At 40.1% G+C, this 19,876-nt stretch carries 21 protein-coding genes; 14 read left to right on the top strand and 7 right to left on the bottom strand.

Features of this window, described 5'->3' with window-relative positions; all coding sequences use genetic code 11:
- Positions 1-232: 232 nt before the first annotated feature.
- Positions 233-1,180, bottom strand: a complete 948-nt coding sequence (locus ACM0OP_RS19670) for a 50S ribosomal protein L11 methyltransferase (RefSeq protein ID WP_414530115.1) — start codon at positions 1,178-1,180, stop codon at positions 233-235.
- An 89-nt stretch (positions 1,181-1,269) separates the two neighbouring features.
- Positions 1,270-2,100 (bottom strand): bile acid:sodium symporter family protein, encoded by an 831-nt coding sequence (locus ACM0OP_RS19675; protein ID WP_414530116.1) that lies wholly within the window; start codon positions 2,098-2,100, stop codon positions 1,270-1,272.
- A 352-nt stretch (positions 2,101-2,452) separates the two neighbouring features.
- Between ACM0OP_RS19675 and ACM0OP_RS19680 the strand changes: the two genes are divergently transcribed.
- Positions 2,453-3,298: a DNA/RNA non-specific endonuclease gene (locus ACM0OP_RS19680; RefSeq protein WP_414530117.1), complete on the top strand. Its 846-nt coding sequence runs from the start codon at positions 2,453-2,455 to the stop codon at positions 3,296-3,298.
- A 65-nt stretch (positions 3,299-3,363) separates the two neighbouring features.
- Here the strand turns inward: ACM0OP_RS19680 and ACM0OP_RS19685 are convergent, their stop codons facing one another.
- The 3 genes from ACM0OP_RS19685 to ACM0OP_RS19695 form a co-directional block, all read right to left on the bottom strand.
- Positions 3,364-3,765 (bottom strand): nuclease A inhibitor family protein, encoded by a 402-nt coding sequence (locus ACM0OP_RS19685; RefSeq protein ID WP_414530118.1) that lies wholly within the window; start codon positions 3,763-3,765, stop codon positions 3,364-3,366.
- A 196-nt stretch (positions 3,766-3,961) separates the two neighbouring features.
- Positions 3,962-5,317, bottom strand: coding sequence for a DUF3370 domain-containing protein (locus ACM0OP_RS19690; RefSeq protein ID WP_414530119.1), 1,356 nt, complete (start codon positions 5,315-5,317; stop codon positions 3,962-3,964).
- Positions 5,318-5,358: 41 nt separating this feature from the next.
- Complete coding sequence (locus tag ACM0OP_RS19695) at positions 5,359-5,871, bottom strand: pyroglutamyl-peptidase I family protein (protein ID WP_414530120.1); 513 nt, start codon at positions 5,869-5,871, stop codon at positions 5,359-5,361.
- Between the two features lie 58 nt (positions 5,872-5,929).
- Between ACM0OP_RS19695 and hisH the strand changes: the two genes are divergently transcribed.
- From hisH to ACM0OP_RS19735, 8 genes are all read left to right on the top strand, one after another.
- On the top strand, positions 5,930-6,565 hold the full coding sequence (gene hisH / locus ACM0OP_RS19700; RefSeq protein ID WP_414530121.1) for an imidazole glycerol phosphate synthase subunit HisH: 636 nt from the start codon (positions 5,930-5,932) through the stop codon (positions 6,563-6,565).
- Between the two features lie 136 nt (positions 6,566-6,701).
- A complete protein-coding gene (gene rsmD, locus ACM0OP_RS19705; protein WP_414530122.1) occupies positions 6,702-7,268 on the top strand; it encodes a 16S rRNA (guanine(966)-N(2))-methyltransferase RsmD in 567 nt (188 codons plus the stop codon).
- Between the two features lie 245 nt (positions 7,269-7,513).
- A complete protein-coding gene (locus ACM0OP_RS19710) occupies positions 7,514-7,807 on the top strand; it encodes a cupin domain-containing protein (protein WP_414530123.1) in 294 nt (97 codons plus the stop codon).
- A gap of 112 nt (positions 7,808-7,919) precedes the next feature.
- Positions 7,920-8,237 (top strand): GNAT family N-acetyltransferase, encoded by a 318-nt coding sequence (locus tag ACM0OP_RS19715; RefSeq protein ID WP_414530124.1) that lies wholly within the window; start codon positions 7,920-7,922, stop codon positions 8,235-8,237.
- A 145-nt stretch (positions 8,238-8,382) separates the two neighbouring features.
- The gene (locus tag ACM0OP_RS19720) at positions 8,383-8,586 is read left to right on the top strand and encodes a type II toxin-antitoxin system HicB family antitoxin (RefSeq protein WP_414530125.1); all 204 of its coding nucleotides are present in this window, start codon (positions 8,383-8,385) and stop codon (positions 8,584-8,586) included.
- Positions 8,583-8,792, top strand: coding sequence for a type II toxin-antitoxin system HicA family toxin (locus ACM0OP_RS19725; RefSeq protein ID WP_414530126.1), 210 nt, complete (start codon positions 8,583-8,585; stop codon positions 8,790-8,792). The genes ACM0OP_RS19720 and ACM0OP_RS19725 overlap by 4 nt, the downstream gene beginning before the upstream one ends.
- Before the next feature lie 63 nt (positions 8,793-8,855).
- Positions 8,856-9,077 (top strand): hypothetical protein, encoded by a 222-nt coding sequence (locus tag ACM0OP_RS19730; RefSeq protein WP_414530127.1) that lies wholly within the window; start codon positions 8,856-8,858, stop codon positions 9,075-9,077.
- Positions 9,055-9,312, top strand: coding sequence for a ParE family toxin-like protein (locus ACM0OP_RS19735; RefSeq protein ID WP_414530128.1), 258 nt, complete (start codon positions 9,055-9,057; stop codon positions 9,310-9,312). Before ACM0OP_RS19730 ends, ACM0OP_RS19735 begins: the two co-directional genes overlap by 23 nt.
- A 97-nt stretch (positions 9,313-9,409) precedes the next feature.
- Here the strand turns inward: ACM0OP_RS19735 and petG are convergent, their stop codons facing one another.
- Complete coding sequence (gene petG, locus ACM0OP_RS19740) at positions 9,410-9,523, bottom strand: cytochrome b6-f complex subunit V (RefSeq protein WP_010995538.1); 114 nt, start codon at positions 9,521-9,523, stop codon at positions 9,410-9,412.
- A gap of 207 nt (positions 9,524-9,730) precedes the next feature.
- Here petG and ACM0OP_RS19745 point away from each other — a divergent pair, with 207 nt between their 5' ends.
- From ACM0OP_RS19745 to ACM0OP_RS19755, 3 genes are all read left to right on the top strand, one after another.
- On the top strand, positions 9,731-10,105 hold the full coding sequence (locus tag ACM0OP_RS19745) for a c-type cytochrome (protein ID WP_414530129.1): 375 nt from the start codon (positions 9,731-9,733) through the stop codon (positions 10,103-10,105).
- 297 nt (positions 10,106-10,402) lie between these two features.
- Complete coding sequence (locus ACM0OP_RS19750; protein ID WP_414530130.1) at positions 10,403-10,606, top strand: hypothetical protein; 204 nt, start codon at positions 10,403-10,405, stop codon at positions 10,604-10,606.
- Positions 10,607-10,701: 95 nt separating this feature from the next.
- Complete coding sequence (locus ACM0OP_RS19755) at positions 10,702-12,093, top strand: malic enzyme-like NAD(P)-binding protein (protein WP_414530131.1); 1,392 nt, start codon at positions 10,702-10,704, stop codon at positions 12,091-12,093.
- A 37-nt stretch (positions 12,094-12,130) separates the two neighbouring features.
- Here the strand turns inward: ACM0OP_RS19755 and ACM0OP_RS19760 are convergent, their stop codons facing one another.
- Complete coding sequence (locus ACM0OP_RS19760; RefSeq protein WP_414530132.1) at positions 12,131-13,132, bottom strand: phosphate ABC transporter substrate-binding protein; 1,002 nt, start codon at positions 13,130-13,132, stop codon at positions 12,131-12,133.
- 274 nt (positions 13,133-13,406) lie between these two features.
- Here ACM0OP_RS19760 and ACM0OP_RS19765 point away from each other — a divergent pair, with 274 nt between their 5' ends.
- Both ACM0OP_RS19765 and ACM0OP_RS19770 read left to right on the top strand, forming a co-directional pair.
- Complete coding sequence (locus tag ACM0OP_RS19765) at positions 13,407-16,595, top strand: hypothetical protein (RefSeq protein WP_414530133.1); 3,189 nt, start codon at positions 13,407-13,409, stop codon at positions 16,593-16,595.
- Between the two features lie 172 nt (positions 16,596-16,767).
- Positions 16,768-19,851 carry a helicase-related protein gene (locus ACM0OP_RS19770; protein WP_414530134.1) on the top strand — a complete coding sequence of 1,028 codons (3,084 nt, stop codon included), beginning with the start codon at positions 16,768-16,770 and terminating at the stop codon, positions 19,849-19,851.
- Positions 19,852-19,876 lie beyond the last annotated feature (25 nt).

A 19,876-nucleotide genomic window follows, 5' to 3' on the forward strand; every position in this document is an offset into this window, starting at 1 on the left:
CTGACCCTGAATCTCTTTATTTCTCTGGCTTTTGGCTTTATTCAGCAAACCCTATTTATGAGTAGGTACAGGTAGTAATAATTAAACGCAGATGGACGCAGATAAACGCAGATAATTTTGTACTTTATTTACTTGCAACCGCCAAAGACGTTAGGACATAAGCTGATTATAAAAGTTAGACACCGAAAGGCTTTTACCCTACTCCCCAGCTATACTTGCAAACTGCTGTAAATTACGAATTACAGTGAAAGGTAAGGGCTACCCATTCGTTTAATTTTTGACAATCGATGACCTGAAATCCGGCTGTATTTAGGGCTGTGGTGACAGTTTCTTGATGATCTGTGGTAAACCCGGCTGTAATTAGTAGCCCTGGTTGTGTGGGATTTTGACGTAAGGCTTTTCTAAAATCATCAGCGAGGGCAATATGCACCCGTGCGAAAATATTGGCAACAATTAAATCAAATGTGTTTTCTGCTTCAATTTTTGAGACATCATTAACTGTGTTTCCACCCAGCCAGTGTCCCAAATCACTGCCACATCCCAGGCTACCTTGCATAACCTGTACTTGCCGCTCTACATTGTTCAGAGATACAGCTTCCTGAGTCGCTTCTACAGCTACACTGTCATTATCTAAAGCTAAGACATTAGCCCCTAGCTTCGCCATAGCGACACTTAAAATACCTGAACCTGAGCCAAAGTCCAATACCTGCATTTGAGGGATTATGTGCCGTTCTAGCAGTCGCAAACTGACGATGGTGGCTGGATGTAACCCGCTTCCGAATGCGAGGGTTTTCTGAAGTTTTAAGGTGATTTTTTCTGCTATTTCTGAAGGTTCAGGTGTATCGGAATTGACAATTACAAATTTTTCCCCAATGGGATGAATCAGTGGTTGGGGAATATCTGTGATTTTATTTTCAACAACGCTTGTTTCAATGGCTGTTGTCATTCCAGTGCGATGCAAAGGCGAAAGCAAATTTTCAATTTTTTCTACAGATGTCCGCGCGCTGATATCGTAGGGTAAGTATAATTGAATTGTACATTTCCAATCAGAATTAGCTAAGTCAGATTCTGTATATTCTGTAATATAAATATCTTTAATATCAATAGTTTCAGCCAGTAGGGTACATACCCAATCAACTGCTTCATGGGTTGTATGCAGAGTTAGTTCGATCCAAGACATATTATTTTCCTAATTTTTAGGCTTTTGACAGGTTTTGGCGACGATTAGCCCACCACGCAAATCCAGCACCAGTGACAAACATGAGTAAACTATAAATAGCTGCGGGAATCGCCATTGTGGGTGTATTTAAAAGTGTCTCGGAAGATGCGATCTGCTTTGCAGCAGCGCTTCGCTATCGCAATGGCAAGTGTTCCATTCTGAATACCTACTTCTACTGTAATGGCTGTAGCCCGTTTTTCGCCTAATTGGGTTAAGGTGGCAATTCCAAAACCTAAAGCCATTGTGACTAAATTCAAAACCAGAGTTACCCAGCCGACATCAATGACATAGGAAATAAAATTCCCTCGTTCTCGTAGCAATACCCCAGTAATCACCACTGCTAGGAAAAATAAAGATAGCCACTTCACCGGTTTATCTGCTTTGGCTGCTATTCCGGGAGCATATTTATTTGCTACCATGCCGACGGCGACTGGGATAAGTGTAATTACTGCAATCTGTAAGACAGTATTTATAAAAGGTAACTGTAGTGTCGTTCCTTGTCCTAAAAATGTCTGCATTGAGAAATTGACTACCAAAGGAATGGTAAAAACCGTAATTAAACTACTGATAGCGGTGAGGGTTACAGATAAAGCCACATCTCCCCCAGCCAAAAACGTCACCATGTTAGAGGTCGGACCACCGGGACAGGCGGCTAAAATCATCACGCCTACTGCTAGTTCGGGTTCTAGGGGAGAGAGGGAAGCAATAGCAAAGCCGATTATGGGTAACATGATCAACTGCGCTACCAAGCCAATGATCACTGCTTTGGGATAGATAACAACTCGTTTAAAGTCTTCTGGAGTCAAGGATAACCCCATTCCTAACATGATAATAAATAGAGCCAGGGGCAGAAATATATCTGTGAGAAAATTTGCTTCCATCCTTAACCTTCATTGGTGAAATTAAAAATCCCTCTGGATTGTACCCTGTTCCCGGTTAAATTCTAGCCATTAAGTTGTTTTAACTAAAAATACACTAAGATTGCCAATAATTTTTTATCAGAATTTTCTCGAAAATTATCTTGAGACATCACACAAGAGTATATGTTTTATATTATTAGCCAGTTTTGTTCTAGATAATCATTTAAATGATTACTAAACGTTAATGTAATGTTTACAGGTTTTTTACCTTTTCTTATACAAACAAATATAGAGTACAAACGTTAAGTTTTACCGATTTTCGTAAAAGTTACAGCCACAGTTTTAGTTTGTTTCCACAAATAAATAGTAAAAAATGAAGAAGTCTAAGTTTTTCAAGGCCATTCTACTGATTGCCTTACCAGTCATATTTTCCATTCTGCTTAATTACGTACAAAACCCATTAACTGCCCAAACCTCAAGCGTTCATTTAACAATGGGTAATCCTAGTAATGCTGGAGGTAGCTATAGTAATCGTTTATTAAGCAAATCTCAATATGCAGTTTCCTATAACTGCTATAGAGGAACACCAAATTGGGTGAGTTGGCAGTTAAATACATCATGGTTGGGCAGCGCACCTCGTCAAGATGATTTTCGTGCAGATACCACACTACCTTCCAGCTGCTATCGGGTTACTTCTTCTGATTACACTGGAAGTGGCTTTGATAGAGGACACATGGCTCCTTCAGCAGATAGAACTAACACAGTTGCTAATAACTCTGCTACTTTTTTAATGACAAATATAATTCCTCAATCACCGGATAATAATCAAGGTGTGTGGGCGAGTCTGGAAAGTTATTGTAGAGATTTGGTGGTTAATCAAGGTAAAGAACTCTATATAATTTCGGGTTCTTATGGTTCTGGTGGAACAGGATCGAATGGAAGCAGAACTACAATTGCTGGTGGTAAGGTAACTGTACCTGCAAGAATTTGGAAGGTTATTGTAGTTTTAAATTCTGTCAATTCCGGTGCTTACAGCGTCAGCACTAACACTAGAGTAATTACTGTAGACATACCTAATATACAAGGTATTAGAAACGCGAGTTGGAGAAATTATAGAATTAGCGTTGATACTTTGGAATCTAGAACTGGATACGATTTTCTTTCTACTGTTCCTGTGTCTACTCAAAGTGTCATTGAGTCTAGAGTTGATAATTTGTAAGTAGGGTCAGGTAAGTTAAAACTTAAAGCCTGTCTATATTTGCAGACAGGCTGATGTTTAATTAATTACGTTTCTACTAGAACTGTTGAAATTCCTGCTAAATCACCAGATGGAGTCTTACCAACTACATAAACATCAATCTTTACCGTACCTAAACGATAGACTTTAATATCAGCAAGGGTATCTTTTAGGGTTTTAATAAGGGTTTGAAATTTTTGCACATCTTGTTTTTGTCCTTCATCGTGCCATTCTTTTTCTTCAGCACAATTATGAAATAAATAATCTAGTTCTACTTCTTCAATTAGTGTTTCTAGCGGATGTGTTGTTAATTGGAGAAGTTTTTGATTCGTCAAATTATTTTGACCTTGGTCAGTCCATAAAAAAACTTCAAAGGGGTATTCTGACTCGCTCATCATGAGTAAACCTTCTGAAGCTTTCCTCAGCTTTTCAGTAATTTCATTAGTCATAGAGTTTTATTATTATACTGTATTTATAATTTAGCATTATTCAGAATTTATATCATGACCTATCCGAAATTACTATTAATTTTTTTGCTAAAATATTAGCTGGAGAAATAAAAATATTTTGAAAAAAAACCGTTTCCTATAACCCTTGTAGTAGAAACGTTCCATGGAACGTCTCTACATTCTTTTCTGGAGATGTCTACTGAGTTGACACGGTTAATACTTGCGGTGGTGTCGCATCTGGGGGATAGATGAAGTCTACTTCTACTAATCTGCGATCGCCTGCTGGTATATTCAATAAAACTAGGGGTTCTCCTGGTTGACCTCTTCTCTGCACTAAATGGGTAAACTGGGTTCTGGGGCGACCTTGATCATCGGTGTAACGTACTCGCACTGACCCCCGAAAGAATACCTGCGGTGCTGTGTTCGTGAAAAAGCGTAGTCCTTGCTTAACTAAATTATCTTCTTTAATTGGTGTTTGCACAGATACACTAACGCTTTGGGTATTTTCAGTATTATTATGTAGGGGTAACTGCAAGCTATATTGAATGCCATAGTTACCGTGAGCCATGTAAGCAGTGTCAGGATAACGTACCAGCATGGGTGCAGTTTGAATCTGATTTGTGCCTAAAGTCCCTCCATGCAGACTACTCAAAGGATAGGAAAAGGCTTGACCTGCTTGGGGTATTGTTAAATATCGCGCTTCGGGACTATCTACAACTAAGGATTTCCACTGAGAACCTTGAGCAACGCCAGCAACACGCCCATAAATTCTTCCTCGGTCGGTTGCGTCTAAAGGTGTGGGAACTCTATCCCGTGGTGTTGACAATTCGCCAGTTTGCAGGACATTTTCCCATTCTGCTAAAGTCGGCGCACGTTCCGTACCATCCCCATTATCACGGGCAAATAAAGCCATACTTGCCGCATAAACTGTACCACTACTCTGCAACCGCATTAATGTAGAGCGACCATTTAAAGGTGGTGTGAGTTCTTTAACTGGTATGGGTAGATTTAATAACATTTTATTCTGCCCTGGAGGAATGACAATTTGAGGGGGGAAAGTTTCTTGTCGCCTTCCTCTTAGGACATCAGATACAGCGCGATCGCCAGGGCCTGCAAAAATATTACCTAAGATATTCCGACTCGTCGCTGGTAACTGAATAAATGGTGCATCTGGTTGACTTAAATAACTGGCAGCTTGCAAAATATTTACTGTCACTGGTTCAGTTCCGGGATTGTGCAGCATAATTCCTAAATGCAGCGACCTTAAATCCTCCGGTGGTTCCGCCCTAGCAATATGATGGGCAAAAACATCAAATCGCCCTTGAAAGGGATAATTTAAATGCGCCTCTGGAACCTGTTTTCCATCTTGGGGAAAAGTGGACAGTAAAATTCCTTCTTTTAAAACTAATTCGGGACTATTGCTATTAAATACAGGTACTGTATCCAGTTGTCCCGGTAAAGGGCGGACTTCTTGGGGTTTTACCACTTCTTCTGGGGGTGGTGTAGTTGGTGTTCCTTGAGCCAGGATGAGATTGAGTAATAATGACAACATAATACTGAGAATATAGCTTCCCCTTAGAGACGCAGAGGGTTTTATAAAAGTGCCAGATTGTTAATAATTAATAAGAAGTCAGCCAGAATGAGGGGCAAATTTTCCGGATTTAACAGGGGAACATGGACAAAAACACATGGTATGGGAAGTTGATTTTGGCACAAGTAGTTTAAAACTGCATAGTAAACACTCTCACAAACAAATTTACCGCAGTCGTAACTAATCTCAATTGCTGTTGCACTTGTTACTAATTTTTCCAATTTAACATTTGTCGGCAAAACACTTTCCCCACAGCTAGCAACCGCTTCCAGACTTAGTTTTGTCCTGCTAGCAGCCATCCCAGAACAAATAATATAATCCGGTTGGAGTTCAGAGATTTTTTGAATTACTTGCAAACTAGCTTGATGCTCATCTACAGGTAAACGCCGCAGAAATTTTAAATCATAAGGGAGGGAGTTAAGTTTGATCACTTCGAGTAATAAATCATCGCTAGAATTTGACCTTTGCTCACTCAACCAAATATCAAAAGAAGTTAATAGTATTCTTTTCGCCATAAGAAATATTATTTAGAATAGAAACACCCTCCATAATAACTTTACAAGGAGCCGGTTAATGCCAGTTATTGCAGTCGTAGATTACGATATGGGAAATTTGCACTCAGTCTGCAAAGGTTTAGAAAAAGCTGGAGCAACGCCTCACATTACTCATGCTGCTAAAGATTTAGAAATGGCAGATGCGGTTGTGTTACCTGGGGTAGGGGCATTTGATCCCGCAGTTCAACACCTGCGATCGCGTGGTTTAGAACAACCCATTAAAGATACGATCTCATCTGGTAAACCCTTTTTAGGGATCTGTTTGGGATTACAAATTCTCTTTGAATCCAGTGCAGAAGGAACTCAACCAGGGCTAGGAATTGTCCCCGGAAAAGTGCGCCGATTCCGACCGGAGGCGGGGATTACTATTCCTCACATGGGATGGAACCAACTAGAGTTTACCCAACCAAAAAGTATTTTGTGGGAACATTTGCCAGCTGATCCTTGGGTATACTTTGTGCATTCTTACTATGTTGACCCAACAGATCCTGAAGTTCGAGCTGCAACTGTTACCCACGGTTCTCAAAATATCACAGCTGCGATCGCCCGTGATAACCTAACAGCAGTGCAGTTCCACCCGGAAAAATCTTCTAATATTGGATTGCAAATTCTCTCTAATTTTGTAGCCCAAGTCCGCGAAAAAATTGCTGCATAATCCAACTTTTAATTGCTAATTTTGTCCGTTGTTGTTTGTTTTTTGTCATGGTTTTGCCAATGACTAATGACTAATGATTTACCATGCTTGCCCTGAGCGTAAGCCGAAGGGAGAGAAGTCGAAGGGACAATGACCAATGACACTGAGAATTTACGGGAATCGCCAAATTAAAACTTTACCAGGGCAAGCTACCAGACCCACCAGTGCGCGGGTGAGAGAAGCTGTATTTAATATATGGCAAGGAGAAGTTACAGGGTGTTGTTGGCTAGATGTGTGTACTGGTAGTGGTTCGATGGGTGCAGAGGCTTTGTGTAGAGGAGCTAATTTAGTAGTAGGGATAGAAAAATCAAGCCGAGCTAGTGCCATTATTCAACAAAATTGGCAGCAGGTGGCGCATGGTGAGCAAAAATGGCAACTCTTGCGCGGAGATGTCATGCAGCAATTAAAAAATTTATCAGGAAAGCAGTTTGACAGAATTTACTTTGATCCACCTTATGCTAGTGGATTATATCAGCCTGTTTTAGAGGCGATCGCACATTATGATTTATTAGCTGTGCATGGTGAAATCGCTGTAGAACACAATCCCCAAGGATGGACATCGCCAGTTATACCCACTTGGGAGATTTGCCGCCAAAAGGTTTACGGTAACACAGCCCTGACTTTCTACCGAATCATGGATGAGCGAAATGAAAGAGAGTATTGATATTGACTGAATAGTTAATTTGTACTATATACTAACGAATGGTAAGTAACCTATCTAAAAACTCAATTTCATGGAAACTTTCCTGAAATAAACAGTTGGATATACATAGCAAAGGAGATATCACAGTGAAGTATGTAGATATTCAAGCCACGCTTAGAAACGTAAGCATACTTGAAATTACTGAGCAAACTACCAACACTGATGCTAGTGCGTCCATGAAGATAATTGGAAACTTCAATCAATGCATGGTTGGTTTGGTCTGCTTTTCAGGACTAACCCCTTGGGAACGCCATCCAGATGACGAGCTTCTTCATATTCTGGAAGGCGAAGTGGATGTCAAAGTTCTTCTAGAAGATGGTGGATATAGTGAAATCACTCTTCAATCTGGCACAATCTTCACCGTTCCTCGTGGCTTATGGCATAATCAGCATTCCCATCAAGGTGTGAAGCTGCTTTTTGTGACTTCTCAACAAGGTAACGAAGAATCAACCTTAGAAGATCCTCGCTTGCACTTACCTTGCTTGAGTTTTGAGGGGTGAACGTTCTGCTAGGATTGTACGTCCCCATGCTAGTATTTATAAGCACTTGGGAGATTTGCCGCCAAAAAGTTTATGGTAATACTCCCGGATTTCTAGCGAATTATCAATTAGTATGCTGACAATTAGCCAAGCAAAACCACATGATATTGAAAACATTAAAATTTTTTACAGTCAGTGTGGTTATGGCGGTGGTGTGAGCGATAAAGATTTAATACTTATTGCTCAATTACAAGAAAAAATTGTTGGTGCAGTACGCTTATGTCCAGATAATGGGTTCATTGTACTAAGAGGTATGCAAGTTCTAGCTCAGTTTCAGCATCAAGGCATTGGCAGACAGTTACTTCTGGCATGTAAAGAGCAACTGAATGATCAAGTGTGTTACTGTATCCCGTGGTATCATCTGCAATCTTTTTATCAACAAGCATTTTAGAGCCTATATCCACTTTGAATACAGGCAATGTGACAAACGAAAAAACAGTCGAAATTTTGGAAAGACTCTGAAGAGAGCATCACGAAGGATACACGAAGATTTGTGTTTTCAACTATATTCATTCTCAACCAATAGCTTAACGAGTATGAAAATTAAAGCAATTATTCATCCAGCCGAAGAAGGTGGCTATTGGGCAGAAGTACCTGCACTTCCTGGTTGTATTACCGAGGGGGAGACAATGGATGAGGTTATGGCTAATTTAAAAGACGCTATTGAAGGTTGGCTTGATGTTGCTAATCATCGTGATGTCATTGATTCAACAGATCAAGTGGTTGAAATTGCTATATGAAATCTATTTCTGGCAAACAACTGTGTAAGATCGTAGAGCAGAAAGGTTGGGTTTTAAGAAGAGTCACTGGCAGTCATCATATTTATGAAAACCCGGAAATAGAACAAATTTTGTCAATACCTGTTCACTGTAATCAAGATTTGAAAGTTGGAACCTTAAAAGCCTTGATGAAAATAGCTCAGTTATCTGAGGATGATTTACTATGATTACTGCTGAATATTGATTTAGCAATAAATTCACAAGTTAACTAGATAGATGATAAAAATATTATGACTAATCTGCCAGAGATCGAAGCCGCTATTAAACAACTACCAGAAAATGACATTCGCCAACTTGCGGACTGGCTTCTAAATTATCTGGACGAGGTGTGGGATCAAAAAATTGAAACTGATATCGCATCAGGAAAACTGAATCATCTAATCGCCAAAGCAGAAGCAGACATTGCAGGCAATAAAGTGAGAGATTTAGATGAAGTCCTTCGCAACTGCTGATTTTTGGCAAGCTTATCTAGATTTATCTCCACAAATAAAGGAAAAAACTCAAAAAGCCTATCAACTTTGGCAAGAAAATTCCTTGCATCCCTCTCTACATTTTAAAAAAGTAGGCAACAATCTCTGGTCTGCGCGCGTTAGTGGTGGTTATCGAGCGTTGGCTTTAAAAAAAGGTAACGATTATTACTGGTTCTGGATTGGCTCACATGACGAATATGAAGCGATGCTGAATTGATGCGAAAGGCACTCTTGTAGAGATGCGAAGCCAGTTGTACCACTTGAGGAAAGTTGGCAACGCGCTGACTGATTAATCGCATCTCCACTCAGAATTTTTAACCCCCCAATTCGTTGGGGCGCTTGTATTGCTTGTACGCGGCGTAAAATAGCCCAGCCAGAGTCACAACAATCAGACCAAGGACAATACCGGATAGCAGGGGTTCAACCACGTTTAATCTCCTGTTTGCAAAAGTTAAATATTCGTTGCTGCTGTTCATTCTACCAAATTGGGGATGAATCCCTCGCCTTACAATGTTTTTAGAGGAAAAATGATCATAAAAAAATTATCATTTGTGCTTGCAGACACCATCAAGAACTTTTAAGCTATGTGTAGGACATGAAAAACTTTTAGTAAACCCACTTTCACGGCAAACCCTTTGGATAACCAGATTATCAAACCAGAAAATTGGATACAGTGGCTCACCGCATTGGCTCTCGTGATGCTGTTAGCAGCCTCTTTGGGCATTTTTGGTGTTCAAATGGTTCAAGCTTCTGATCCTTATGTGAAGAACGTCCTGTCCTTGCAAGGAGACTCAGTTCAAGGACACGCTATCTTTCAAATTAACTGTGCTGTTTGTCATGGACTGGAAGCGGATGGGCTAGTAGGTCCGAGTTTGCAAGGGGTATCCAAGCGTAAGTCACAATACAAACTGATACAGCAAGTTATTAGTGGCGAAACACCGCCTATGCCAAAATTTCAACCTAGTGTGCAGGAAATGGCAGATTTATTGAGCTATCTAGAAACTTTGTAGTTGAAGGTTATCGAAATTTTCCAGGTAACGATAGCTATCTAAGTATTAGCCTGTAAGATTAAAAACATAATAGAGCGTGTGAAACATTACTTTGTCAAGTTTTATAGTGAAATCACCACTTATAGAAATTTGGGATTTGGGATGAAAAGCTTTGATTAAAGGGCTGTTTTAGGAATCTTTAACAATACTGCTTGTGGTAATTTGCAATCAGATATTAACCCTTAATGTATCTCAATATGCAAGAATGAGTGGCGTGATTCTGGAATTACTTACACCCACAATTAAGGAATAATATTTGTGAATCAACCTCCTAACCCTGAAATTAGAAGATTTTTGTACATTTTTGGTGTTTCTATTGGTATGGCTTTATTACTGACAGCCATAATTTATCTCCTGCTGGGAATTGGTGTAATCAATGCAATTCCCACATACGTAATTTGGGCAATTGTTCTGTTTTCAATTGGTGCAGGTATATTAAGTGGTGTTGGTGGTAGACGCTAATCACCTGTTAGCAAAAGATCATCCTAAGTACGTGAGTGAGGCGTAAGACCTGAAGGATTTGAGATAAAATCTAAACCTTAAAATCAAAAATTACAATGACAAAGCTCACTCCCAATTCCAGTTTTAGTGTCACCCTGCGGTTACAAATTCCTAACCGTGTGGGAATGTTAGCCTCAATTACCCAGGCGATCGCCTCCAGTGGCGGTAATCTCGGACAAATTGACTTAATCGAACAAACTCGCCATGAATCTACCCGTGATCTTACTGTAGATGCGGCTAGTACCGAACACGCGGAAACCATTGTCCAAGCAGTCAAAGCATTACCAGATATTAAGTTACTCAGCGTTTACGATCGCACCTTTAACTTACATCGGGGCGGCAAAATTAGTATAGCTAGTCGGATTCCTCTCAAGAGTGTTTCGGATTTAGCAATGGCTTACACCCCCGGAGTTGGTCGCATTTGTACCGCGATCGCCCAAGACCCAGAGCAAGTGTATAATCTTACCATCAAACAAAATACCGTAGCTATTGTTACGGATGGTAGCGCCGTATTAGGTTTGGGAAATCTGGGCGCGTCTGCGGCCTTACCAGTCATGGAAGGTAAAGCCATGCTCTTCAAAGAATTTGCTGGTATAGATGCTTTTCCCATCTGTCTGGACACCCAAGATACAGAGGAAATTGTCCGCACAGTTAAACATCTCGCCCCCGTTTTTGGTGGTGTCAACCTGGAAGATATTGCAGCCCCTCGCTGCTTTGAAATCGAAAAAAGATTACGCGCCGAACTGGACATACCGATTTTTCATGACGACCAACACGGTACAGCCATTGTCACCTTAGCAGCCTTATTTAACGCCTTAAAACTAGTCAATAAATCCATAGCAGAAATTCGGATTGTGATTAACGGTGCTGGTGCTGCGGGAGTGGCGATCGCCCGATTACTTCGCAAAGCCGGAGCCGAAAAAATCTGGATGTGTGACTCCAAAGGAATCCTCTCCACCAGTCGTACCGATTTGACCCCAGAAAAGCAAGAATTTGCTGTTAAAGCCCAGGGGACTCTGGGGGGTGCAATGCAAGGTGCAGACGTATTTATCGGCGTAAGCGCACCGGGAGTATTGACAGTGGAAATGGTGCAAGCAATGGCTAAAGACCCCATTGTATTTGCTATGGCTAATCCCATTCCCGAAATTCAACCAGAATTAGTCAGTAACGTGGTAGCTGTCATGGCCACAGGTCGCAGTGACTACCCTAATCAAATCAATAACGTCTTAGCCTTTCCCGGAGTATTTCGTGGGGCTTTAGATTGTCGCGCCCAGACCATTAGCACCACCATGTATTTAGAAGCAGCCAGTGCGATCGCATCCTTAGTTAAACCCTCAGACCTGAACCGAGAACACATCATCCCTTCAGTCTTTGACAAACGGGTTGCGCCTGCTGTCGCTGCTGCTGTCCAACAAGCCGCCCGCCAAGAAGGAATCGCCAAGAGTTAATCAGACAGGAGTGGTGAATTCTTCCCACTCCCAACCTCTACTGCAAAGGAATAAAACCCGCCCTTTCCACAGCTGCTTGTCCAGAAGGAGATAAAGCCAATTCCAGAAATTGCTTCACAGCTGGGCTAGTTTGACGTGGGACAGCTAAATAAACAACTCGACTAATAGGATAAATCCCGTTTTTGACTGCATTTCTATCTGTCGGCGATATTCCATTAATCGGAACCATGCGGACAGTTTGCTGATTTTCAATTTGGGTAACAGTGCTGTAACTAATACCATCATTGCCTAAAGCACGGAGAATAGGCGTAGTTTCATCTTTTAAGACCGTAGTAAAATTAGCACCATCAGGAGCAAACTCTGTACCAGAAAGTACCGACTCTTGAAAAAATGAATGAGTCCCACTATCACGGGAACGGTTAATTACTTTTATAGGTAGATTCGGTCCACCCACCTCTGACCAATTAGTGATTTGTCCTTGAAAAATCAAGCGCAACTGTTCTAAAGTTAACTCTCCCTTGTATGGGTTATTCACACCCACCGCTACAGCCAAAGCATCACGAGCTATAGGAACCCCGACAATTCCCCCTTGCAACTCAGCACCACTCAAAGAACGTGAACTAGCTGCCATTAACACCTTACCATCAATCAAATTTCTCAGTCCCGCATTCGTCCCATTTGGACTACCATCCGGGATGCCGTAAGTTGTTGGTAAACTAGGATTCAGAAAATTATAACCATTCCGCAACTGGATAACTAAAGTAACTATAGTTACACTACCATCAATAGTTAAAACCGTGGGATTTGGTAAACTGGTATCTAAAGTATTTAAATCAAAACTGGAAACTGGCTGAGATTCAGAACCAGAAGATGGATCATTATTTAAAGACTGCGATGAATTACCATTTGTAGATTCAGTACCTTCCATAAGTCCAGACAACAATGGAAAATACCGCCAACCCAATCCTAAAATCCCAGCAGTCAGCAAAAGAGTCAACACCAGTATGAGGATTTCTCGATTTTTACTGTTTGTAGCCATATTTTAGTATTGACACTTATTTAACCAACTTGATAGAGGTTTTTAGCTACCAGCCAAATGTTATCTAATCCTATTTTAATACAATTTACCACTGAGTAATTCCAGATTTGACAGAAACTTGCTCATCATCTTTGTAGCTCACTATACTTAGTGCTGCCACCACTTGACAAATCACTTATACTTAAGTTACTTAGGGGAAAGGTTCCATTTGTTTCAACTTGATAGTTGCAGCAAGTGAAGCAGTCACAAGGCTGGTGTAAAGGATAAAGTAAATATGTCGTCAGATAAAATTGGTAGTGCCAAAATTCAGGCAAGCTCACCTAAACCTTCTATTGACCTAGCAACCCTAGTAGAATTACTGGCTAAATCTATTCCTACAAAGAAAAATAGAACAAATACAACTGGATTACATCCTGACTACAAGCCAGCGTTTGATTTTAATAGTCAAAAGCAACGGTTACGGCTTTGTAGTTCAGCAGTTTTACGGAGGCTATTTGGATTATCAGATTTTAAAGCAGCTTTTAACCCCGCAGAAGGTGGTGGATTTATTCAAGATTTGGAATTATCAGGATTTGGAACTAAGTCCCTGGTAGGTGGTAACTTAACAGAAAAAAGTACAGTGAGGCTATCTGCTGCTGTAGATAAGTTAATAGCAGCTATTGATCAAGAGATTGAGGCTGCATTACCTGAAGAAAATTCATTGTCAACACTGTTGCTAGATCAACCGATTCAACAGCTTCAGAAATTAGCACAAAATACAGGGGCTTATTTTCAGAATAAACCACAAACAGCTAACCTTGTGCCGATTGCTTTCCCTGATGCTGAGGCTAAGACTAATCTCAAAAATAAGCCCGTCGCCAAGGTAATTTTAGCTCGTGAACAAATTGATGCTGATGATTACTTTGAACGGATGTGTAGTGCAGTTAGGGACTATGTGCAGAATCAGCTAGGTTGGGATGAAGACGATATTGAAGCAGCTATTGATAGTTTACGTGCAGAGCGAGATAGAACAGATAGCCAATTAACTCGATTTCTGAACTTTTTAGACGATGAAGCCTTAGCACGGGTAAGACAGACAATTACCCTGCGGATTATGGAGGCGATCGCTCAATATAGTCCCACGAATAGTCAACCCAAACATCAGCTTTTAGCAGAATATGTCCATCGCGTCAGCAATTTACTCACATCTGCAACAGAAATCGGTTACAGCGTTGATTTAACTGCTGCTTTTGGCGTTGGTGCTGAATTTGATTTATCAGAATACTTGAATAAATCAACTTTCTATTACTGTCTCCCAGTTTGGGCGGAATGGGAAACTCAAATCTTCGAGGAAAAAACCAGAAATCAGCAAGGAACGAGTTATGGGGTAGTCCGTGAGGTTAGTTATCGCTTTCGGATTAATGGTAATAATCCTGAAAAGCAGAAATCAGCTTTTTTAGCACGACTTGACCAAATTGAAGAAGAACTAAAAACAGATGATGAAACATTAACCCAAAACCCTTGGAGAGTATGTCGTCGCCTAGCTGAACTGATTTTTTTAAGAATTGTTATTCCTCTTCCAGATGAAGAAGGAATAAGTGCAGAAGCTTTACCTAATTTTGTGCAAAAAATTATCATGGAGATCAAAGCAGGTAAAACAGCTATCCAAGAATTGATAGATGATTTACGAAACTGTGAGTCTTCAATGCAAACAATTGCTTCTAGTTTAATTGATGTACTGAAAACCAAGGGTGAAAAAGTTATTTCTCAGGTGCAAAAGCAATCTTCTCAACAATTTATTTGTGTAAAACGGAGCATTATTGAATGGTTACGTTTAGAAGGTGCAGAATCTGGAGTCAAGGATTTACTTAAAAGTTCTCCTCAAACTAGCCGTGAAAATGTTGAATGGTTTAAACATATCGAAATTTGCAATACTCCAGAAACACCAGGGCTTTTATTTTCTGTTCATGTAACTACAGATATTTCTGAACATGATTTAGTAACGAAAGGCGATAGCTATTCAATTCAAGCCCAAAGGTTATTAACACAAAAACTGCTTCAAATTATTTGGGTTCCCCAGTCTTTATATTTTAACAAACAAGAAAAACAATGGAAGTATGAATTATCAGCCAATGCTCCTCATGCTAAAGTATGGAATTTACCAGCAGCAGTAATAATTTATTATGACGCTAAACTTTTAACTCGTTCCAAAGACAAGAAAAAAAGTGAAGAAAATAAACAATATCATTCGGCGGCTGTTGCTGCTTTTATAGTATTGGTTTACTGCTGTTTATGGCGGATTATTGATAAATTAAAACAAGGGGATAATACCGATTTTACTACCTTAATGCTACGACTCCAAGAGCAAGGTAAAACTGCTGATGAAACCAGTGGTGATAATTACATTTATGCAGCCGCCCAAACTTTAGAAGCGATATTAGCTGAAGATACTAATATCAGAATGCAAGGAGTTATTCTCGACAATTTGGCTAAACAAACTGCAAATACTCAATGGATAAAACGAAGTATTTTTGATGCTTTATTAAGTGCTTTTCCTTTGGCTATTAGTACACCAGTACATCCAGAAGTACCAAAAATTGGTTTAATTTCCTATGCAACTCGTCCTTGTAATGAGGCGGCTTTATTAAAATCGGAAGATAAAGGTTATCTTTTTCTGACTCAAAGTTATACTGCGACTGCTGTAGTTAATCCTGTTTCTGGTTATGAACTCAAAGCCGAAAGAATCCAGTCTGATATTGTTGATTCTCCAGAACAGTTGAAAAAGCAACGCTTAGTACAAGAAGAAATTCGTTATCTCAAAAATCAAGGCTGTGAGCATATTATTTTGCTTTCTCATGCTTATCGTGGTCGCAGGTTTAACCGCACAGCAGATTATAATTCGGCTTTAACACCAAAGGAATTTTTAGAAGATGTTTTTCAAACTTTTCCTGATTTAAATATTTATACTATGCTGCGGGATGTATTCCCAGCGACAAGATTAAAAAAACGCGATACAGGTGAAGCTGCATTTGAAATTTTACACGCAGCAGATCATACTAATTTTTTGCATTCTGTAGAGACGGTTCGGGTGCGAGATATAATTCCGGTGTACACTTTTGCGACACTGTTTGCAGTTCAAGAACAGGAACGGCCACAGTCTGGTTTTTGTGTCTATTTTCTAGTGTCTGACCAACGAGTAAGTGATATTACTTGGACAGAACGCGCTCGCCAACATCTTGTAAATGCAGAGCAAAATTCTCCTATTAATCCTTGCTTAATTGCTGTTTTGCGGGGGTTACATTTTATTGAGGCGGAACGTGGACAACTGATTCCCGTTTTAGATCCTTTTCGTTGGATATCACCAAATACTGTTGAAGCGGCGGGAGAGGTGGAAGTATTGCATACTCGGCGCAAAGGTAAGGTGTATCTCAGCTATCCGGCTTTATTGACTCATATTTCTCAAGTTCTGCACAGCAGGAAGTAATATGATTTTGGGTTAAAGGGAACGAACCGCAAAGGACGCAAAGTACACAAAGAAAGAAAGAAAGAAAGAAAGAAAGAAAGAAAGAAAGAAAGAAAGAAAGAAAGAAAAATTTAGCGCAACTTTACACAGAAATGGTATAAGTCCTATATTTTTAACGATTTGGATAAGTTTTATGGAACGGGAAGTTAAGCAAGTTTCATTTTTAGAACAAGCATCTATATGGGGACAGGTGTTTGAAATTGCTGTGAAACGTGGAGTTTTGCAAAATCTGATTCATCAAAAGTTATTTAATGACCAACATCCGCTTCTGAAACCTTGGCAAGAGGTAAAGAATGCAGACATTAATAGCCAGTTGGTGAAAACTCTGAAGTTGACTGATCCAAATGCTCAAGCATGGGTTGATTCAATGGTGCGTCATCTGCTGGGATTGGGCTATGGGTTAGGCTGGACAGCAGTGCGGGAATGTCTCAAGTATGTACCAGTCCGTCAGCCGCAGTTGGCAGCTATTTGGTGTCCGTTGATGCTTCCAGGACAGCAGATGCAACGTGAAGCGGAAAAGGAAAAAACAGCACAAGAATTTAAGGCGGCTTTTAATCTTGCTGGACAACCAGATTTAGGATTAGTCACCACAGGACAACCTGCAAGGGCAGATTTTTTGCTTTGGTTATCTAGTGGAAAGAATACGAGGCAAAAATTTGAGCATTTCCTTCTGTGTTTGGAGTTTTCTTATAATGCACCGGCAAAATTGGCAGACTTTAGCACAGAAGCTGCTCACCGGGAGGAAATGAGCCGTTATGCTCGTTATATTGATTCACGCGGTGTTTTTTCTAGGGTTTGTGCTGAGGTGGAAGGTGGGGAATTTTTGTTTTCGTCAAGTCTGAAAAATCACTTAGCGGCTTTCAGTGGTTTGGATAAACCTTTGTTTAAGTTGTGTCAAGCTTCATCTTATACTGAACGGCTGATCAATTTGTTAAGAAAACAAGGACGGTTAGAGGGTGGTTGTAGTGCTAGAGCGATCGCTATTACCTCAAATGGCTGTGAAAGTATTGCTGCCCATTTTTTTGAAGAATCAGAACCAAATCCTCGAACTAAGTTGATGACATCTCTAGGAGAAGCATATCGTCACACTCGCAAATTAGATGAGGAACCTGATGCACTGTCAACAGAAATTCGTGTAGCCTTTAATAAATTAGTGCGATCGCTTCCCTCGGATTTTGAGCGCCAAGCCAAGCAACTCAGGCAAAAACCCAATTTAGAAACGTCACTGCACTACCAATTTACAGAACAGGTGACAGGTTTCTACAACCCTATGCAAGAATTTTCTCAGCAAGAGGCGATCGCCAATATTGAAACAACAGAATCGCTGCATAAATTCTTTGGTAGTAATCCTTTAGTTCATTTTCAATCCATCTTTCAACACCTACCAGAACAAATTCCCCTGAGAACAATCCATGAAAGCGCAGTTATTACTGGTCTTAAATCTGCCCAAACTGGAAGGCTAAATGTCATTGCTTTAGAAGGAAATCCGGGAATTGGTAAAACCACGGCTGTGATTAAATTTCTAGAAGCACAGTCAGAAGGTTTTATGTTTATTTATCTTAGTCCACGAGTAGTAATTAATCGGGATGTCACCGCCAAACTTGCCAAGAAAGATGAAAATCATCGTGATATTTTAACCATTACTACTAATGCAAATTTAATTGCCACAGCGCCTAAGTGGTACGAAGAAGAAGTAAAGCAAAAAGATAAAAAACAGCGTCATGTAGATAGTGCAGTCGTTATAGATGGCATCACAAATTTAAATTATCCTGATAGTAGTACCGTTTTTTTAACACCTGAACAGGAACACGAAATTTATTGTAACTTAGTCCCTTCTAGCCGCTTTAAACGTTCTCTCAATGAACGAGAAGACAGCGTAGAATCAATACCTCGTCCCGGTGTATTCCGCACTCTTGCTAGTTCCGCCCGCAAATTATTAGAACACAATCCCCAAGTAAATCATCTGGTGATGACAGCAGCAATTCAAGGTTATCGAAACCTGGATAAAACAAATACCATTGATGCTTTAGGAAATTTATTTGCTAAAAAAGCTGATACCAAACCAGGACAACAAGAACGCCGCAACTTTGCAGCCAGAATCCCTACTATCATCGCAATGGTTGATGAATTGGCTGGTGATGGTGCAGGAGCGCTATTTGTTCATAAATTAGCAGATTGGTTGCAGCAACAGTTTATTGAACCTTTTGAAGAAACTCAATCACCATTTAAAGTAATTCTGATTATTGCTGATGCTTCTTTAAGTAATGAAATAGTCCTGAATAGTTATCTTAATTCGGGGGATTCTGCGCCAGATAAAGTATTAATTAGTCCAACTCAAGGGGAAGCGCCATTTCGCGTTACGGGTACTGATATCAAAATTGGATTGAGAAAATACCCAGTATTACATATCATGACTAATAGCTATCCGGCTTCTCAACTTAATATTGAATATAGTATCCGCCTTTCACCTATCACACCGAAGCTGAACAAAACAAATATTCAACAACAAATTCGCCAAGCAATACGAGAAACATTAGACGAGGAATTATTAAATAACGCCTACAAAGAAATTGAACGTGGGTTAAAAGAAGGGGCAGAACAATTAATTTTCTTTGCCCAAAACAAGGCTTTTCTGCGTAAATTAAAGCAGAAAATCATAGGTAGTAAAAATGCTCTTTTTCAAAATCAGGAAGTGGCAATTTTAGATCAAAGTGTACCGCCTAACAAGCGATTAGAATTAGTTCAGGAAGAAAAAAGAGATAAAATCCGCGTTTTTTTAATGACTTCTTCAGGTGCTAGAGGTGTTTCTTTTCCCAAAACTGATTGGATTATTGCCGCAATTCCTAGATTTAACATAGAAGCTGCTTTGATGGAAGTCGCCCAACTTATCTATCGAGGTCGAGGGATGTATACAGATCCAGAGACAAAAACGCTAGTTTCTGGAGATGATAAAGCTAGGAAATTAGTAATGCTGATTAATGATGGTTTTGTTGTCGAGGAGGATATTGACAACTCAAGGCGCTGGTTACGTCAATCTAGTGATTTATTAACTTTATTGATGATGCTACGTTCGACAATTCACACCCGGATTAAAGGGGATGCGGGACTCAAAAACCAGCGACTAGCTTTAGTACCGGTGGGGTCAGTTGGGGATGAAGAATTGCTGAATTTAATGTCTGATGATGTCTCAGGGTTAGCGCGTCTCAAACCCTATTGACAGTGGGATTCTAGGAGAGGATTGA

Source organism: Nodularia chucula CCY0103 (assembly GCF_963923915.1).
Lineage (GTDB): Bacteria > Cyanobacteriota > Cyanobacteriia > Cyanobacteriales > Nostocaceae > Nodularia > Nodularia chucula.

Excerpts from the sequence above, each read along its gene's own strand:
- ACM0OP_RS19670 (WP_414530115.1), bottom strand. The coding sequence starts at position 1,180 with ATGTCTTGGATCGAACTAACTCTGCATACAACCCATGAAGCAGTTGAT.
- ACM0OP_RS19675 (WP_414530116.1), bottom strand. The coding sequence starts at position 2,100 with ATGGAAGCAAATTTTCTCACAGATATATTTCTGCCCCTGGCTCTATTT.
- ACM0OP_RS19680 (WP_414530117.1), top strand. The coding sequence starts at position 2,453 with ATGAAGAAGTCTAAGTTTTTCAAGGCCATTCTACTGATTGCCTTACCA.
- ACM0OP_RS19685 (WP_414530118.1), bottom strand. The coding sequence starts at position 3,765 with ATGACTAATGAAATTACTGAAAAGCTGAGGAAAGCTTCAGAAGGTTTA.
- ACM0OP_RS19690 (WP_414530119.1), bottom strand. The coding sequence starts at position 5,317 with ATGTTGTCATTATTACTCAATCTCATCCTGGCTCAAGGAACACCAACT.
- ACM0OP_RS19695 (WP_414530120.1), bottom strand. The coding sequence starts at position 5,871 with ATGGCGAAAAGAATACTATTAACTTCTTTTGATATTTGGTTGAGTGAG.
- hisH (WP_414530121.1), top strand. The coding sequence starts at position 5,930 with ATGCCAGTTATTGCAGTCGTAGATTACGATATGGGAAATTTGCACTCA.
- rsmD (WP_414530122.1), top strand. The coding sequence starts at position 6,702 with ATGACACTGAGAATTTACGGGAATCGCCAAATTAAAACTTTACCAGGG.
- ACM0OP_RS19710 (WP_414530123.1), top strand. The coding sequence starts at position 7,514 with ATGGTTGGTTTGGTCTGCTTTTCAGGACTAACCCCTTGGGAACGCCAT.
- ACM0OP_RS19715 (WP_414530124.1), top strand. The coding sequence starts at position 7,920 with ATGCTGACAATTAGCCAAGCAAAACCACATGATATTGAAAACATTAAA.
- ACM0OP_RS19720 (WP_414530125.1), top strand. The coding sequence starts at position 8,383 with ATGAAAATTAAAGCAATTATTCATCCAGCCGAAGAAGGTGGCTATTGG.
- ACM0OP_RS19725 (WP_414530126.1), top strand. The coding sequence starts at position 8,583 with ATGAAATCTATTTCTGGCAAACAACTGTGTAAGATCGTAGAGCAGAAA.
- ACM0OP_RS19730 (WP_414530127.1), top strand. The coding sequence starts at position 8,856 with ATGACTAATCTGCCAGAGATCGAAGCCGCTATTAAACAACTACCAGAA.
- ACM0OP_RS19735 (WP_414530128.1), top strand. The coding sequence starts at position 9,055 with ATGAAGTCCTTCGCAACTGCTGATTTTTGGCAAGCTTATCTAGATTTA.
- ACM0OP_RS19755 (WP_414530131.1), top strand. The coding sequence starts at position 10,702 with ATGACAAAGCTCACTCCCAATTCCAGTTTTAGTGTCACCCTGCGGTTA.
- ACM0OP_RS19760 (WP_414530132.1), bottom strand. The coding sequence starts at position 13,132 with ATGGCTACAAACAGTAAAAATCGAGAAATCCTCATACTGGTGTTGACT.
- ACM0OP_RS19765 (WP_414530133.1), top strand. The coding sequence starts at position 13,407 with ATGTCGTCAGATAAAATTGGTAGTGCCAAAATTCAGGCAAGCTCACCT.
- ACM0OP_RS19770 (WP_414530134.1), top strand. The coding sequence starts at position 16,768 with ATGGAACGGGAAGTTAAGCAAGTTTCATTTTTAGAACAAGCATCTATA.